This window comes from Massilimicrobiota sp. An142, assembly GCF_002160725.1.
GTDB lineage: Bacteria > Bacillota_I > Bacilli_A > Erysipelotrichales > Coprobacillaceae > Allocoprobacillus > Allocoprobacillus merdigallinarum.
Genome location: NZ_NFLD01000005.1, coordinates 1 through 14503, shown reverse-complemented (window position 1 = coordinate 14503; position 14503 = coordinate 1). Strand labels below are relative to the sequence as shown.

Genomic DNA, 14503 nt, shown 5'->3' with positions numbered 1-14503 from the left:
AAATGATTAACGAAATAAAAAATTATATAAATAGATTAGATTATTATGGCCTTTTTGAAGACATTAATTTTGATAAATTCGGTGACTTAAGTTTTAAATTTATTATCAAAGGAGGAATGAGATAAATGTTTGAAGGATTTGAGGACGATTACACTGAAACAATAGAAAGTCAATCTAAAAGCATTATAAACAAGAAAATCGTGATAACACAAACAGATTATGAAATATTAATGGCATTTCGAGACAACGGATTTTCAAGGGAAACAATAAATACTGTTGGTGTTTTGCTAAATCTTAAAGGCTGTGGATATTTTAGATTGGTAGATAACAATATGACTATGACTGACATATTAGATAATTGTGAAATTAGCTGATTATGCTGAATAAGTAAATCAAGCAAATCAAGCTAATAATTATTGAGATGGGTAATTAATAATAAAGTAAATATGTGAAATGAATAAGGAAAATATAAAGAAAAGGAGTTAAAAATTATGTGGTTCGATTACTACAAATGACAAGAATCAATGGATTTCATTGGTAGATGTGAAAATTGTGGTTCTTACTTCCAACCTAAGAGGAGCCAAAGAATCAAAAATAAGAGAAAGAAGAGAAGGAATAAAAAGAAAAGATAAAGAATAGAAGGAGAAGCGTATGACAAAATTAAAGAGTGAAATACTGTTAGAAGAATTAAACCGCAAGTCAGAAGAAATAGACGCAAAAAAAGTTGAATTAAATAAACTGCGAGATGAATTTTTGGAAATCAAGAAAAAATCATTAGAGCAACTGTTGATAGATTACGAATTGACTGGGGATATTTGGTATCAAGACAAAAACATATACAACAACAAATCTGAATGGAAAGTTGGAAAACTTATGGTTGAAAAAGATTCGCTTGGATTTGGAATTTGTGTTTATCTTTATACAACAAAAGGAAAATTAAGAAAACGTCCAAGTGAAACATATCATAATCATAAAGCTTTTTTGCTTGATTATCTAGAAAGAAAAAAGATTAGAAAAATGTAGAAAGGAAATGTTTATGGAAAAAGAAAAACACATCAAGGACATGTCATCAGATGCAGCATATTATGACTTGGAAAACCTAATCCTCTCAGAGAAAAAAGATTTGTTTCTTGAACAGAAAGCTGCGATGCTATGGGGTGGATTATATGTCGCTAAAAAATCCAGCATAATGAACAATGAAGAGATGAAATCAATTTTTGGTAGAGTCATGGCACAAATGTTTGGACTGCTGTAAGATTGCAGAGTATAATGTGTTATAATAGAAATGTAAATATTAAACGAGACGAGACGTGCTTTATGCATGTCTTTTTTGTTTGAAAGGAGGAAATAAATTGAGCTATCGTTTGTATATTTGTAAAAGAAAAAAGCTATGCTCTCAAGACATTGATGCAAAGCTAAAAGAACTGATTGATGTGTTTAAAGAGAATCCAGATGAACTTACACAATACGATGTTGTCAAGCATTTAGGATTTCAAGAAGTGATGCCTTTAGGAAGTGATGATGACGCTGAAACAATACGTAAACAGGGGAAATCTTATCTTTCTAAAGAACAGAGTCATTTAGTCAACATTCCTTATGAAGGTGAAAGGGATATTGACGGGAAAAGAATCGTCAAACTGACAAAAGATATGATTCTATTATATCTCGATGCTATTTATGAAAGTATGTATAAGTATTTTCAAAGTATGTTGGATGATTTAGAAAGTGAAGTTGGATTATCTGTTGCTAAATCATACTTTCATCAAAAAGCAAAATTCTGGGAAAGAGATAGCAGACTTGGTCTTCTTAGTATTGATTTTTTGAAGCCATTTGTGGAAAGAAAAAATAAGGATAAACTAGATATGCCTTATGAAGTCACTATCAGTACTGAATATACTATTCTTCAGCTTGTCAATCTATACAATGATACGGATTGGGAAAATGAAGATGTGATTTTATATGGATTTTAGAAGGAGGAAATAAATCTTATGGCAAAAAAAGAAATCTGTAGTGGAGATTTATCTATTTTTTATGATGAAGAGAATTTCAATCACTATTTAGAACATGCTAAAAAAATAAAAGACGTATGTGGAAAAAGTAAATTAGCCAATACCAATATAACAGGTGAAGATTATTATCGTAAAATTTACGAATTAGTACAGGTAGCAAACATGATTATGAACAAGGAAAAAGCCCCTAATCTTTTTGATTTGATTCCATTGAAAAAGGATGGTACATTTCAAAAAGCTAGACGTATTTATATTTATGATAATGGAATTTCATACTGTGAGTCTGATAGTGCTGGAGAATATATATCTGGAGAGAGAATCACATTAGCTATTGTTCCTTATGGCATTAATCCATGGTATGAATTTATGGATACGAATGAAAAAGTTGATGAACATCGTGCCCGCTTAGCCATTACTATTGTTTCAGGTGTAAGAAAATTATATCCACTTTTAGATAGAGGTCTTAAAATACAGAATATCAAAACAAAATCTACGTATATCAAACAAGAAGATTTAAAACCTGGGGCTATCTATAAAGAAAAGTCAGGTACAGAGTATTTGTTTTTAGGAGGAATTAGTATAGTATCTTATCCATCTACATTTCCGAATCTCATTTTGACATCAAAACATAAACATATATATGGATGTGAATATCTAAGAGTAACTAAAAAAGTGAAAGATGTACTTGATGGTTGTAATTCACTTGATGAATTTTTAGAAAAATGGGCTCATGTGAAATTAAAAACAGGTGTCACTGAGGAATTGGGGTTTTCTTCACGAGGGCGAACGAGTCTAAGAAAATTCATTGAGGAAACCTCAAATCCGTGTCTTAAAGGATGGATAAAGGTCAATATGAGTGGCCCCAACGCTACACCAGGTTTACCAGAGCAGTCTATGTTTTCAATAAACCTAAAAAATAGTGCTACAGGTTCAGTTTCTCAATATGATGTTTATGTTGAATATGACGACACGGAATAATGTGTTTTATTTATGAATTTCTATGCTATAATAAGTATGTAAATATAAACGATATGAGAGGCAAATTCGTCTCTCTTTTTTTTCGTAGAAAGGAGATTAAAACAAAAGAAAATAAACTATATTTCAAAACAAAATAAATTCAATAAGGAGGATAACAAAATGGCAAAACCTTTAGGTTTAAAAAAAGAAAATATTAGTCCTATGACTGAAACACAGGCAAAGAAATACGGAATTTATTATGAAGTCACATCATCAACAACAGAAAGCGATATTCTTAATTTTTTCAATAAGCACAATCGCTCACGCACTCGCTCATATGTATATGTCAAAACAAGAAATGGACAAGATGTGATTTTAGAGATATTTAAAATTAGAGCGGAATTTGAAGGTTCATCTTTTGAAGCATCAACTGGTAAATTAAAACATGAGTTTTTGGATGAAAAGCAACTGTTACAGATTTGTTTAAATCCGCCTAAAACTGTAAAAGAAATTTATGGTCCAAATGCATCAATATTTCTTGATGAATATAATCTAGACCATTATTTAAATGAAGCTAAAAAAAATTTGGCTAAATATGGTAAAGGCAAGATTCCCGAGTCAAGTTTAACGGGTGAAAAATATTATCAAAAGATAAAGCAAATGATTGATATAGCTCATATGATTATGAATAAGGAGCAGTTACCTGATATTTTTGATTTGATTCCACTGAAAAAGGACGGAACATTTCAGGCAAATAGAAGAATATATATTTTTGAAAATGGATTAACAGACTATGAATGTGGGTATAGAATAGCATTATGCATTGTACCGGATGAAACGGTAGAATTCAGAGATGAATATGATATGTCTGAAAATGTTAATGAACATAGAGCACGTTTAGCTATTGCTTTAATCATGGGAGTCAAAAAAGCTAACATTTTACTAGATAAAGATTTAAATGTTCAGGATATCAAAAAGAAAACAAGATATTTGAAGCAGGAGGATTTAAATGTTGGGGCTATCTATAAAGAAAAAAATGGTGCAGAATTTTTATATTTAGGAAGACTGGCTGTGTCTTATGAAAATAATAGAATCTGGCAACATGCTTTAGAATATACTGACAACAATCCTATCCAATACTATCATTATGTAAAAATCACTAAGAAAATAAGGGATATCATTGACAAATCAGGAAATCTTGATGAATTCTTAGAAAACCTTGCCAAAGACCAGCTAAAAACTTCATATTGTGATTTTAATTTCTCTAGAAGAAGGTATACGACACCAAGAAAATTCATTGAAGAAACATCATTTCCTTTTAAAGGAAAAGGCTGGCTCAATGCAAATAAATTTGGTGCACATGCAACTGCTGGATTACCATGTAAAGTGATGTTTACATTAGATATTAAAGAAGGATACACAACAGTAACAAAGACTAATCATTTTGTTATTGGATATGACGAATCTAAGTAAGGAAACATAAAAGAGAAGAAGCTGTAACGAAAAGAGATTTTTGAATCGTTACAGCCTTTTTTATTTGGAGTGAATATTATGACTAGAAAAATGAATTTTATCCCACATATTGATGATTATGAGTGGATTAGAAATCAGATGAAAGAAGATTTGAAATATAGATTAGAAACACGACATGAAAGAACTTCTTTAGGTCGTCCATTATATTATCGCATTAATGTTCAGATTATCATGACGCAGGAATGTCCTTATCATTGTCCGTTCTGTATTGAAAGAAAGAATCCTATGAAAGGGCAAATCGATATTGAAAAACAAAAGGAAGCTCTTAGAAAAGTATTACGTGAACATCCTGCAGCGAGATTGACAATTACAGGAGGAGAGCCAGGATTATATCCTGAATACGTAAAGGAATTAGCTGATATCTATAAAGAATACAGCGATAATATCTTCTTAAGTATTAATACGTCAGGATACAGCAAAGAATTAAATGGTTTAGGTCATATCAATCTTTCAGTGAATGATTACGTAAAGCCAAATCCTGAAGATTTTCCAGACTGTACAGTTCAAACCATTGTCCATAATGAAGATATGAACTTAAAGAACATAAAAGAATATATGAATAAGATAAACGCACAGTCGTTTTCTTTTCGGTTTTTAAGCAGTCTAGAAAGACATGACTATAACATCAATATCTTGAATGAATTACAGGAAAATGATGAAATTGACTTGCATACATTCCGTGTAGGAGATTTTTTCATTTACGCAACATTCAATTACAATGGGAAACATGCTCGTATCACTTTAGGAGATATGTATCAGCAAACTCATAACGATTATGAGGATGGATATTCAAATATTATCATTCATCCAGACGGCCATATTGGAGTCAACTGGAATTAATGCTAAAAGATAAATTCCTTTGTGATAAAGTAAAATAGAAATGATTGGTATGTTAAAATAAGAGTAGTTTATTCATGGAGGAATTGTTTAATGTGATACGTAGATAAAAAACAGGAAAGGAGATGTCGATATTTTTTGTTCTGGAGATGAACTTATAGCTGTCAATGGGCTTATGCAATTTAGAAATACAGAAATAAATGTATCGTTAAAGGAAACCCAAAAGAGATGTATTGAGTCAGTAAAATATGCCATCATGACAGAAAACGCTTTGCATATAGAAGGTCAAAGAACAATCGGTGGAAAGGTTCAATACTTAGTCATCCCATTTGACTAATATAAGCCTGTCTTATGCTATAATAAATATGTAAATATAAACGATGAGAGAGGTACTATTCCTCTCTTTTTTTTTAGGAAGGAGCATAAAAATGTATGAGGAGACGAAGATATGGATTTATGAAGAATTTGCAAAATGTAAATCAATCAAAGAATTAGAAGAGAGATACAAAGAATTACAAAATTTTATAAAAGATGAATATGAGGATTGTATGAGATTTTTGAAGGAGGAAAACGAAAATGAGCGAAGATAAAAGAAAAATTATCCAAATTCTAGAAAAAGAGATTGAAGTTTTGGATAAGAAAATTGAAGAAGTTAGAGAGTATGAGCAGTTTTTGTATAAAGAAGGTTTAGAAGACTTGAGAAGAAGTAACATATCTGTCAATGAATATCAATTAAAAGAAGAAATTAAACATCTAGAAAAACAATTAGATTTATATCAAAAAATGGCAGATGAAAATATCTATTTAGGTGAGGAATACTATCTCACAGATAATATCTATTTCTCGATGAGTCATATGAATGGAAATCTTAGCTGTTATTTTTATATCAATGATGATTCATGGTTATATGAAAACTTTATTTCAAGTCATTCAGGGTGCAATGATTGGATTACCGAATTTATTAATCAACAATATTCTTTATTGAGTGGAAATTCAGCTTATAGTTATGCATGGGGAACAAAGTCATTGAAAGATTTGTTTGAACAAATTAAAAATGAAGAAGTTTCCAATGATGAGAAACTTATCCTTATTAAAAACATTATAGAAATGATTACAAAACCTGATGGAAAATTTGGAAAACTCAGAAAAGCATTAATTTATATGATTGATGCCCAGTTTAAGGTTATGAAGGAATTTGTGGAGGATGAAAATGATTGATAAAATCAAATTAAGAGAGAAAATTAGAGAAAAGTATCAAAATAGAATTTTGGAACGAGATACTAAAGAAGACATTAGTTTTAAGCATGGATGGAATCATGCTTTAGATGCTGTATTGGATATACTTAGAGATATGCCAGATGACAATAATTGGATACCTGTTAGCGAAAGGGTACCTCAATTGGGCGAATCAAGCGAGGTATTAGTTTCTTTGGAAAACGGTGGAATATTAACTGCAACATATTTTTTCTCAACAAAGAAGTTTATGTATTTTAATGGAAAAGGGTTTGCTGATTTCTATGCAAACAATCCTGTTAAAGCATGGCAGCCATTGCCGGTTCCTTATGAAGATGAGTAGAAAAGGAGAGAATATAATATGAAACTTTATCACATCGTCCGCACAGATGGATACTCTATTGATTCCCTTGGACTTACGTCTGATGCAAAAGAAGCGACATCCATCATGAAGAATGATTACACCGCTCATATGCCGGACTCTCTAGAGGAATCCGAAGCTGAAATGAGTTACAGAAATCATCACAAGAAAGCTACCACATCTATGTGTGTAGATGAATTATGATATTCTTTATAGTTTTATCCCAAAACAATATAGATATGATATAATATATCTATATAAAAAGGTGATAAATATGGAATATAACAGAAGTTCTCATTATGTATACAGTTGTAAATATCATATTATCTTTTGTCCAAAATATAGAAGCAAGGTATTAAAAGATGATATAGAAATACGCTTCAAGGAAATTATGAAACAGCTAGAAATTGAAGATGACTTTCACATTGTTGAAATGGAAGTCATGCCAGACCACATACATCTTTTGCTTGATTGCAGGCCAGATAAAAGTCCGGTTGAGATTGTCAAGCATATCAAATGGCAGAGTGCTCACATTCTAAGAAAAGAGTTTCCAGAACTGAAGACAAGGCTCCCTAACCTATGGACGAGAAGTGCATTCATTGCATCAGTGGGTTCAATATCTTTGGAAACAGTTAAAGAATATATAAAAAATCAAAAAGGAAAGTAGGTGACTTATATGGATAAAAGACGTTTTGCCTTAACTTTAAGGCTCATGACAACCGAAGATGATGAAGCTATACTGGCAAAACGTTTTCGTATTGCCTCTCATATCTATAATGTCATGGTCAAGGAGGCAAGGAAAAGACTACATAAATTGAGAAAAGATAAGGACTATCAGGAAATCATGAAACATTTAAGTGTTTCCAAAGGAAAGTACAGAAAAGGCGATAAGACAAAGTTAAGAGAGTTGAATCGCCTGTATGGACTTTCTGAATATAATTTCCATTTCTATATAGATAGAGGACAGAAACAATATAGTCAAAACATTGATTCACAGGCCAGACAAAAGATAGCAACGAATGTCTGGCGTGCAACTGAAAAGGTTCTTTATTCTAGTGGACAAATTATTCGTTTTCACAAGGAAAGAAATCTAAACTCCATTTCTGGTAAATCGAATGCTACAGGTATCAGATATCGAAGTGAACATCTCTTATGGAATGGTCTTGATATTCCTATTCGTATCAGAAGGAATGACAGCTATGCAAGGGAATGCCTTGAACATGATATCTGCTACTGCCGTGTTATCAGAAAATGGCACAAACACAAATATAGATATTACATCCAAATTGTTTTCAAGGGCATTCCACCACAGAAGCATGTAATAAAAGATGATAATATACAGACTGGTATAGATATAGGTCCTTCGACCATTGCTGTCGTTTCCAATAAAGGTATCATCTTCACTGAGTTGGCATCAGACATTGATTCCATTGATGCTGATATCCAAAGGTTGAATAGAAAACTGGACAGGCAAAGAAGAAACAACAATCCAGATAATTATAATAAAGATGGTACAATTAAAAGACAGACCAAGTCTTTTAAGCGCAACTGGAAATGGTCCAGTCAGATGAAAAAGATAAATGACAGGATAAGGCATCTTTATGCTAAGAGGGCTAACAAGCTGAAACAGTCACACTTCAAGCTGGCCAATGAGATACTGGAACTAGGTACTGACATCTATATAGAAGACATGAACATGCAGGGACTTGCAAAGCGTTCAAAGAAAATAGAAATCAGCGAAAATACAGGAAGATATAAAAGAAAGAAACGCTTTGGCAAGTCAGTAGGAAATCATGCCCCTGCAATGCTGATTAATATATTGAACAATAAACTGTCCTATATGGATAAGCAACTATGCAAGGTCAATACCTATGAGACGAGACTGAGCCAATTGAATCATCTGACTGGTGAGTATGAAAAACATGACCTGTCATACAGATGGAAAGTCATTGGTAAATATAATGTCCAAAGAGATTTGTACTCAGCCTTCCTGTTAAGTCATATGAAGACACAAAAGGAAGTTGATATAGATGCCTGTTATGATGATTTTGATAATTTTATGATAAAGCATAATGCAAAGATAGATGAATTAAGAAAACAAAAACATGACGGATATATATTTCCATCATGCATGGGGTTATAGATATATAAATATATAATCGGTTCTCGACCTTTCGGTTCTCGACTCGAACCTTGATGCTCAAATTCCTCGCTGGAGGATAGGAATTCGTTCCGGCATCAGAATCGTTCTATGATGTCGTGGATATATGTATACAGCTCTGTCATTATGACATCTCTATACTGATGCCAAAACGACATCATGAAATAGAACCCACCACATTTATGTGCGTGGAGCAGTCAGTGTGGTGCTACCGAAGCTATGCTGTACAACAACGGCGAAGACGTCTTCGTATGGTCTGTCTTCACACTGAATACATCTGATATAGCATCCAAACAGCAAATTCATAATTCTAATATGAGAGGAGAATGAAGATGAAGAAGATTAGAAATGTAAGGAATCTGTAAAAAAGGAAATTGACTATGAAAATCAACTATATGACGAAAGATTTAGAGTTGTAGGAGGAAATATTCAATCTATCATTATACCAAATGAGAATTAAAGAGTAAATTATGGTAAAATAATAATGTAAAACATAAACGAGAGATAGGTACGCATGGCGTACCTTTTTTGTTTAGGAGAAAGGAGAGAAAAATGGAAAAGGAATATGTAGGAACGATAGTTTTTAATCAAGAAGGTATCACAATCAAACATGAGCAAACAACAGGAAAAGGGATACTTCTCTTTATTTTAAAGCTATATGAAGATTTACTGGAAAACTTTGTTGAAACTGAAAAGAAAGAGATACCGTCGGTGAGAGAAATAATCGAAATAAGTGAATGTTGTAAAGAACAAATCAATCATGATTTGAAATTACAGTTAGATGAGAGAGTTATTATTTCTGAAATCGAGAATGAAAATATTAACGGGAAATGGGTAGTCATCAATAAAGTCAAATATATTGGACAATTTGGTAAAGCTGAACTGCTATATCTGATAAATCAATATATCCATTATTTATCAAATCAGACTGGTACAGATTTTAATGAAATCATTGATGTCTTAGAACAAATACAGAAGACAAAAGAATTCACGGAGGAATTATGAGATGAAAACATTTATTGTTCTAGTCAAGGAAAACTATATTTTGGATGCTCAAATATATACTGGCAATCATTTTGATAACCCTTATGATGATGATTTCCATTGGAGGAATTTTACTCCCACTCATTATGTTGGAATATTTAAAGGAGCAGATGAAGAAGATGTTGTTTTGGAAGCTTCAGAAATGACAGGATTTAATAAGGAAATTCTTGAAGCTGTTGAAATGATATAGGATGGGATATGAAATGGCTATCTTAAGAAAAGAAACAATAGAACAAATGTACAGAATGAAGTGGGGTATTTTTCATATTATTGGTCCCATTTATATTGCTAAAAAATATAATCCTGCGACTAGAGGATTGAAAGGACTCATATGGACAATTGATATTAAAAGAAGAAGGTGATTTTGAAATGAAAGAATTTGAGTATGTCATTGATGATGGAAAAGATATTGATATGACTAAAATATGCGGCTGTCCCTATGCACGAACTCTTGACGAGTGTGAAAAAGACTGTAAAAAATATTTTGATTGTCACAATGTTGCAATAGCTAATGATATTTTAGTTGAATATGAAAAATGTAAAGGAGAGAAGTAAAAATGATGCATTTAGATGAAAAAATTATTATTGAGATGTTAAATAGAATGATTGGAAGTATTCATGCTCATGGTGAAACAAATCATGATAACTTAGCCTATGACAATTTAATGGCTTTTGATGAGGTTTTGGGTAGTATGATTAAGGAAATTATAGACGAAGCTGAAAAATTTAATTCACCCTACTTTAGTGAAAAAAGAAACGGTGAATATGCATTAACAATGCTCAGAAACTTGCATGAATATTTAGAATATATTTTATCAAGTTTTAATGAACTTAAAGAAGATACGTCAAATAATGTGGAGAAAAGTCGAGGCTTTTATGTCAGTGTTTACTATAGTTTTGAAAACTCTTCACCTCTATACAAATTCAATACAAGAAAGGAAGCAAATGATTTTATCAAGCGTCAATACAAAGATATGTTAAAAGCAATTCACAATGATGATTTTGCAGATGAAAGAGAGGCTTGTATTGAAGATGGTTTTGCACAAATCATTTTTGATAATGATACTGACGATATGATTGAATGGAATATTTGTAAGGTTTCAAAACCATAAGATGGAGGAATGGAAAATGTATCAAAAAAGTTTTTGGGATACCGTAAAAGGACAGCAATTAGCTGATGTCCTCATTAAATATCTGCCAACTGTCGCAAAAAACGAGAGTGTTGCAAAAAATGCAACAGTTTCAAAACAAACAAAGCAGTACGCTATGTTTACACCATGCTTTGGTGCTGAGGTGATTAACAAGGAATTAGAAGCAGGGGCAAAGATTATATATGTTACTTTATGTCCAGGAGATTATTTATTTATTGTATTTGAAAGGGACGATTCAAATGGATGATGCATTAGATTTATGGAAAACTGGAATTATATTGAGAATGGGTAGTAATGTTATTCAAGAAGCAGAAATAATTAGAATAGATTTGTATGAAGAAACTATACAAAGTGAATTGAAACATGGTTCGAAACTTCTATATAAGGAACCATATAAGAAAAATAGAGATTATATGTTTGTAGTCTTTGAAAAAGAAATATAAAGGAGATAATAATATGGAACAATTAAATACAATGAACTCATTTGAAAGTGAGGGTTTTAAAATTAAGAGAGATGGCAAGGTTATCACACTTACAAGTGAAGAAATGGATAGATTCAGATATTTAGATACTGCAATAAATGGTAAAAATTCTATCGAATGTGCTGAAGATTACTTCGATAATGATGATGCTATCATTCAGGAAATGAAAAGCAATGAGAAAATGTGTTATGACATAGAAAAAAGTACATTAGAAGACCTATTTTCTGATTGTGGTGATACTGAATATGAATCTATTAAGAAATATTATGATGAGATTGCAAAGCAAAATTTACAACGTTAAAAAGGAGGAATAATCATATGAGAATGAGTGTAACTGGCAAGACCAAACAAGGAATCGCATATTTGTTAGATTGGATTCAACTCACATACAAGAATGAAGAAGGACATATTGTAGAATTGACTCTAGATGTTTTAGGCGAATTCAATATTGGAGAGCCATATCCATCTAAAGATGGAATAGAATTCAATTGCCACTGTAAAACACCGTTAAATCCTTGGACAGAATATGATTTAGAAAATGGTGAAGAAAAAGATTTATATAAATTATCTATTGATGAGGTTTTTCAGCTATATCCTATCGTAAAAATCATCAACATTATCAAAAATTCAACGGATACAGTCGTTGGCTTATATCCATGGCACGATGAAGATATTGAAAAAGCAAAAGAAGATGTTATCACAGATTGTCAAATCTATTTTACTGAACCAGATTTTGATTTTGTGATACTTAAATGTAAAGCTGAAATTAACATTTAAATAAAATGAAACATAATATCCGTAAAAAATCATAAATTGCGGATATTTTCTTTGAGGAGGATAGAATCGTGAAAGATTTTGTAGGAAATGAATTACATGTTGGAGATGAGATTGTTTATTATGATAAAACATTACGTCGTGGTAAAATCACAAGATTAGAAACCAGTAAGTATAAGAAAGATTATGTTTTTATATACAACACAAAGAAAATGGCGAGATGTGTTGTTAAAATCAACACAAATTTAATCAAAGGAGAATAGATATGAGAAAAGCAACTAAAGAAGAATTAGAAGTGCTAAAAGCAGCACAATTGGTATTAAAAAGCATGATGGAGGATGAAATCGAAACACATTGGAGTGGTTTGACCGTTCATAAACTGGCACGTCATACATTGGAAGAAGTGATTGCTGGTAACGGACCTAAAACAATTTTTATAACATCTGATGATGAAGGAAATGCCTATCATAAATTGCTTTATTCAGTAGATACAAATCCATCACCATCTGATTTAATATTTTTGAAAGAAGATAATCCTTGTATGGAAGATTATAAGGATGAAGATATCGCATTATTGGGATAGGAGGAGTTAAAATGGCTGCTTTATTGCAAAAGACTGTTGATGAAGTCAAAAAAGATATGGATGAGGTAGGAGTCCCTTATAATCCTGATATTCCAATCTTTATCAGTGAAAGATATTCCAGAGCTTTGGGAAAATGCTATTATCAAACAAGAGATAATAAACGTATTGCCACAAAAATAGGCATATCTAAAGAAATCATTGACTATGGAGACTGGGATTTGATAAGAAACGTGATTTGTCATGAACTCATACATAGCGCTGATGATTGTGTTTATTGTTATCATGGTGGGGTGTGGAAAGTTTATGCTGATAAAATGAACAGATATAAAAACTATCATATCTCAAGAATAACTCATGTTCCTGATGAAATGCATGAGCACTATAATAACTATCATTTCATTATTGAGTGTCAAGGATGTCATACAAAAAGCTACTTTCAAAGAAGTACAAAAACTGTTGAAGCCGTGAAAAAAGGGCAGAAAACAATCAAGTGCAAAAAATGTGGAAGTAAGGATTTCAAAGTTATTGAGAGGTAAGAATATGGCATATTATGAAACAATAGCATCTGCTTCCAAGAACGAACTTATCAAGGAAGCAAAAAGATTAATGAAAGAATTAGATAAACAAAAAATTTCCTATAAAAGAGGAGATAATTATAATCATATTAAAGAAAAATTGGGAATATCTAACTACAAACTCGAAGAAATGAGTGGAGATACTCTCTATCTTTTATGTGTTCAGTTTGACATTTTATTAAATAAGAGATAAACGAAAGGAGGTAATTCGCCTCCTATTTTTCTTGTATTCTTCCTTTTTGACTTATCTGAACTTTTTTGATAAATACTCTTTGATGAAAATCGTTTTTTTTGATGTCATGAATTGACATCACATTATATAACTGATTGATTTTATTGCTATAAGCATTTATTGGAGTATTAATCTTCTGTTTCTATTTCTAAACGTTGTAAAATATCCCTTACAATGCTTTCATCATTAATCAAAGTAATGCCAAAGGTTTTCTTTCCTGCATCTTTCAAAGACGCTCCGATATGATATGCCATCTTTCTGTCTAAAATTAAAAATCTGTCATGGAATACACTCGTATATTTCACTTCCAACGCAGGATATTGTGCATTGAAATTTGCCACATCTATATTACTCAATCGTGTTGATTGATGAGTGTAAATTATTACATTTGCATCTTCCTTTTTCTTTGCCAACAGGTTGAGTGTTCCTACATCTACATACCCGTCTATCAGCGTAATCTCTTTCTCTGCTTTCTGTATCAAGCTGACAATCAGACTAAACGCATCATATATCTGTCCGTCAAAGAATATCTTTTGACTGGCTTCCTCGTGTTCAGATATGTATTCAAATA

The 14503-nt window shown here is 31.6% G+C and carries 27 protein-coding genes and 1 pseudogene; 27 read left to right on the top strand and 1 reads right to left on the bottom strand.

Annotated elements, in window-relative coordinates; genetic code table 11:
• The first annotated feature begins 2 nt into the window (after positions 1-2).
• From B5E87_RS15520 to B5E87_RS03020, 27 genes are all read left to right on the top strand, one after another.
• Complete coding sequence (locus B5E87_RS15520; protein ID WP_275112291.1) at positions 3-125, top strand: hypothetical protein; 123 nt, start codon at positions 3-5, stop codon at positions 123-125.
• The gene (locus tag B5E87_RS03135; RefSeq protein WP_087243500.1) at positions 126-374 is read left to right on the top strand and encodes a hypothetical protein; all 249 of its coding nucleotides are present in this window, start codon (positions 126-128) and stop codon (positions 372-374) included.
• Positions 375-651: 277 nt separating this feature from the next.
• Positions 652-1023: a hypothetical protein gene (locus tag B5E87_RS03130; protein WP_087243499.1), complete on the top strand. Its 372-nt coding sequence runs from the start codon at positions 652-654 to the stop codon at positions 1021-1023.
• A gap of 13 nt (positions 1024-1036) precedes the next feature.
• Positions 1037-1255: a hypothetical protein gene (locus B5E87_RS03125; protein ID WP_087243498.1), complete on the top strand. Its 219-nt coding sequence runs from the start codon at positions 1037-1039 to the stop codon at positions 1253-1255.
• Positions 1256-1352: 97 nt separating this feature from the next.
• Positions 1353-1970 (top strand): hypothetical protein, encoded by a 618-nt coding sequence (locus B5E87_RS03120; RefSeq protein WP_087243497.1) that lies wholly within the window; start codon positions 1353-1355, stop codon positions 1968-1970.
• Between the two features lie 18 nt (positions 1971-1988).
• Positions 1989-2987 carry a hypothetical protein gene (locus tag B5E87_RS03115; protein WP_087243496.1) on the top strand — a complete coding sequence of 333 codons (999 nt, stop codon included), beginning with the start codon at positions 1989-1991 and terminating at the stop codon, positions 2985-2987.
• A gap of 159 nt (positions 2988-3146) precedes the next feature.
• Positions 3147-4439 carry a hypothetical protein gene (locus tag B5E87_RS03110; protein ID WP_087243495.1) on the top strand — a complete coding sequence of 431 codons (1293 nt, stop codon included), beginning with the start codon at positions 3147-3149 and terminating at the stop codon, positions 4437-4439.
• Positions 4440-4517: 78 nt separating this feature from the next.
• Positions 4518-5339, top strand: a complete 822-nt coding sequence (locus tag B5E87_RS03105; protein ID WP_087243494.1) for a radical SAM family protein — start codon at positions 4518-4520, stop codon at positions 5337-5339.
• A 425-nt stretch (positions 5340-5764) separates the two neighbouring features.
• Positions 5765-5926 (top strand): hypothetical protein, encoded by a 162-nt coding sequence (locus tag B5E87_RS14965; protein ID WP_158095537.1) that lies wholly within the window; start codon positions 5765-5767, stop codon positions 5924-5926.
• Positions 5913-6554, top strand: a complete 642-nt coding sequence (locus B5E87_RS03100) for a hypothetical protein (protein ID WP_087243493.1) — start codon at positions 5913-5915, stop codon at positions 6552-6554. The genes B5E87_RS14965 and B5E87_RS03100 overlap by 14 nt, the downstream gene beginning before the upstream one ends.
• Positions 6547-6912 carry a DUF551 domain-containing protein gene (locus tag B5E87_RS03095; protein ID WP_087243492.1) on the top strand — a complete coding sequence of 122 codons (366 nt, stop codon included), beginning with the start codon at positions 6547-6549 and terminating at the stop codon, positions 6910-6912. Before B5E87_RS03100 ends, B5E87_RS03095 begins: the two co-directional genes overlap by 8 nt.
• An 18-nt stretch (positions 6913-6930) precedes the next feature.
• The gene (locus tag B5E87_RS03090) at positions 6931-7134 is read left to right on the top strand and encodes a hypothetical protein (protein ID WP_087243491.1); all 204 of its coding nucleotides are present in this window, start codon (positions 6931-6933) and stop codon (positions 7132-7134) included.
• A 70-nt stretch (positions 7135-7204) separates the two neighbouring features.
• Positions 7205-7597, top strand: a complete 393-nt coding sequence (tnpA, locus tag B5E87_RS03085; protein WP_087243490.1) for an IS200/IS605 family transposase — start codon at positions 7205-7207, stop codon at positions 7595-7597.
• Between the two features lie 9 nt (positions 7598-7606).
• Positions 7607-9073 carry a hypothetical protein gene (locus B5E87_RS03080; protein WP_087243489.1) on the top strand — a complete coding sequence of 489 codons (1467 nt, stop codon included), beginning with the start codon at positions 7607-7609 and terminating at the stop codon, positions 9071-9073.
• 570 nt (positions 9074-9643) lie between these two features.
• Positions 9644-10096, top strand: coding sequence for a hypothetical protein (locus tag B5E87_RS03075; protein WP_087243488.1), 453 nt, complete (start codon positions 9644-9646; stop codon positions 10094-10096).
• 1 nt (position 10097) lies between these two features.
• Complete coding sequence (locus tag B5E87_RS03070; RefSeq protein ID WP_087243487.1) at positions 10098-10325, top strand: hypothetical protein; 228 nt, start codon at positions 10098-10100, stop codon at positions 10323-10325.
• A gap of 13 nt (positions 10326-10338) precedes the next feature.
• Entirely contained in the window at positions 10339-10497 is a 159-nt protein-coding gene (locus B5E87_RS15180; RefSeq protein WP_164483553.1) for a hypothetical protein, read from the top strand.
• 7 nt (positions 10498-10504) lie between these two features.
• Complete coding sequence (locus B5E87_RS03065) at positions 10505-10690, top strand: hypothetical protein (RefSeq protein ID WP_087243486.1); 186 nt, start codon at positions 10505-10507, stop codon at positions 10688-10690.
• Between the two features lie 2 nt (positions 10691-10692).
• Positions 10693-11247: a hypothetical protein gene (locus tag B5E87_RS03060; RefSeq protein WP_087243485.1), complete on the top strand. Its 555-nt coding sequence runs from the start codon at positions 10693-10695 to the stop codon at positions 11245-11247.
• A 16-nt stretch (positions 11248-11263) separates the two neighbouring features.
• Positions 11264-11533, top strand: coding sequence for a hypothetical protein (locus B5E87_RS03055; protein WP_087243484.1), 270 nt, complete (start codon positions 11264-11266; stop codon positions 11531-11533).
• On the top strand, positions 11526-11729 hold the full coding sequence (locus B5E87_RS03050; RefSeq protein WP_087243483.1) for a hypothetical protein: 204 nt from the start codon (positions 11526-11528) through the stop codon (positions 11727-11729). Before B5E87_RS03055 ends, B5E87_RS03050 begins: the two co-directional genes overlap by 8 nt.
• A 13-nt stretch (positions 11730-11742) precedes the next feature.
• Positions 11743-12069, top strand: a complete 327-nt coding sequence (locus B5E87_RS03045) for a hypothetical protein (protein ID WP_087243482.1) — start codon at positions 11743-11745, stop codon at positions 12067-12069.
• Between the two features lie 17 nt (positions 12070-12086).
• Positions 12087-12545, top strand: a complete 459-nt coding sequence (locus B5E87_RS03040) for a hypothetical protein (RefSeq protein WP_087243481.1) — start codon at positions 12087-12089, stop codon at positions 12543-12545.
• Positions 12546-12613: 68 nt separating this feature from the next.
• Positions 12614-12805 (top strand): hypothetical protein, encoded by a 192-nt coding sequence (locus tag B5E87_RS03035; RefSeq protein WP_087243480.1) that lies wholly within the window; start codon positions 12614-12616, stop codon positions 12803-12805.
• Between the two features lie 2 nt (positions 12806-12807).
• Positions 12808-13125, top strand: a complete 318-nt coding sequence (locus B5E87_RS03030; protein ID WP_087243479.1) for a hypothetical protein — start codon at positions 12808-12810, stop codon at positions 13123-13125.
• 11 nt (positions 13126-13136) lie between these two features.
• Entirely contained in the window at positions 13137-13661 is a 525-nt protein-coding gene (locus B5E87_RS03025) for a SprT-like domain-containing protein (protein ID WP_087243478.1), read from the top strand.
• Positions 13662-13665: 4 nt separating this feature from the next.
• The gene (locus tag B5E87_RS03020; RefSeq protein ID WP_087243477.1) at positions 13666-13893 is read left to right on the top strand and encodes a hypothetical protein; all 228 of its coding nucleotides are present in this window, start codon (positions 13666-13668) and stop codon (positions 13891-13893) included.
• A 167-nt stretch (positions 13894-14060) separates the two neighbouring features.
• Here B5E87_RS03020 and B5E87_RS03015 read toward each other — a convergent pair.
• Positions 14061-14503: pseudogene (locus B5E87_RS03015) on the bottom strand (ORF6N domain-containing protein); the annotation flags it as partial.

Bases quoted from the DNA above. Each gene is read 5' to 3' on its own strand.
- B5E87_RS03045 (WP_087243482.1), top strand. From the start codon at position 11,743: ATGGAACAATTAAATACAATGAACTCATTTGAAAGTGAGGGTTTTAAA.
- B5E87_RS03020 (WP_087243477.1), top strand. From the start codon at position 13,666: ATGGCATATTATGAAACAATAGCATCTGCTTCCAAGAACGAACTTATC.
- B5E87_RS03060 (WP_087243485.1), top strand. From the start codon at position 10,693: ATGATGCATTTAGATGAAAAAATTATTATTGAGATGTTAAATAGAATG.
- B5E87_RS03030 (WP_087243479.1), top strand. From the start codon at position 12,808: ATGAGAAAAGCAACTAAAGAAGAATTAGAAGTGCTAAAAGCAGCACAA.
- B5E87_RS03075 (WP_087243488.1), top strand. From the start codon at position 9,644: ATGGAAAAGGAATATGTAGGAACGATAGTTTTTAATCAAGAAGGTATC.
- B5E87_RS03080 (WP_087243489.1), top strand. From the start codon at position 7,607: ATGGATAAAAGACGTTTTGCCTTAACTTTAAGGCTCATGACAACCGAA.
- B5E87_RS14965 (WP_158095537.1), top strand. From the start codon at position 5,765: ATGTATGAGGAGACGAAGATATGGATTTATGAAGAATTTGCAAAATGT.
- B5E87_RS03025 (WP_087243478.1), top strand. From the start codon at position 13,137: ATGGCTGCTTTATTGCAAAAGACTGTTGATGAAGTCAAAAAAGATATG.
- B5E87_RS03095 (WP_087243492.1), top strand. From the start codon at position 6,547: ATGATTGATAAAATCAAATTAAGAGAGAAAATTAGAGAAAAGTATCAA.
- B5E87_RS03055 (WP_087243484.1), top strand. From the start codon at position 11,264: ATGTATCAAAAAAGTTTTTGGGATACCGTAAAAGGACAGCAATTAGCT.
- B5E87_RS03100 (WP_087243493.1), top strand. From the start codon at position 5,913: ATGAGCGAAGATAAAAGAAAAATTATCCAAATTCTAGAAAAAGAGATT.
- B5E87_RS03070 (WP_087243487.1), top strand. From the start codon at position 10,098: ATGAAAACATTTATTGTTCTAGTCAAGGAAAACTATATTTTGGATGCT.
- B5E87_RS03130 (WP_087243499.1), top strand. From the start codon at position 652: ATGACAAAATTAAAGAGTGAAATACTGTTAGAAGAATTAAACCGCAAG.
- B5E87_RS15180 (WP_164483553.1), top strand. From the start codon at position 10,339: ATGGCTATCTTAAGAAAAGAAACAATAGAACAAATGTACAGAATGAAG.
- B5E87_RS03050 (WP_087243483.1), top strand. From the start codon at position 11,526: ATGGATGATGCATTAGATTTATGGAAAACTGGAATTATATTGAGAATG.
- B5E87_RS03105 (WP_087243494.1), top strand. From the start codon at position 4,518: ATGACTAGAAAAATGAATTTTATCCCACATATTGATGATTATGAGTGG.
- B5E87_RS03110 (WP_087243495.1), top strand. From the start codon at position 3,147: ATGGCAAAACCTTTAGGTTTAAAAAAAGAAAATATTAGTCCTATGACT.
- B5E87_RS03115 (WP_087243496.1), top strand. From the start codon at position 1,989: ATGGCAAAAAAAGAAATCTGTAGTGGAGATTTATCTATTTTTTATGAT.
- B5E87_RS03090 (WP_087243491.1), top strand. From the start codon at position 6,931: ATGAAACTTTATCACATCGTCCGCACAGATGGATACTCTATTGATTCC.
- B5E87_RS03125 (WP_087243498.1), top strand. From the start codon at position 1,037: ATGGAAAAAGAAAAACACATCAAGGACATGTCATCAGATGCAGCATAT.
- B5E87_RS03040 (WP_087243481.1), top strand. From the start codon at position 12,087: ATGAGAATGAGTGTAACTGGCAAGACCAAACAAGGAATCGCATATTTG.
- B5E87_RS15520 (WP_275112291.1), top strand. From the start codon at position 3: ATGATTAACGAAATAAAAAATTATATAAATAGATTAGATTATTATGGC.
- B5E87_RS03065 (WP_087243486.1), top strand. From the start codon at position 10,505: ATGAAAGAATTTGAGTATGTCATTGATGATGGAAAAGATATTGATATG.
- B5E87_RS03135 (WP_087243500.1), top strand. From the start codon at position 126: ATGTTTGAAGGATTTGAGGACGATTACACTGAAACAATAGAAAGTCAA.
- tnpA (WP_087243490.1), top strand. From the start codon at position 7,205: ATGGAATATAACAGAAGTTCTCATTATGTATACAGTTGTAAATATCAT.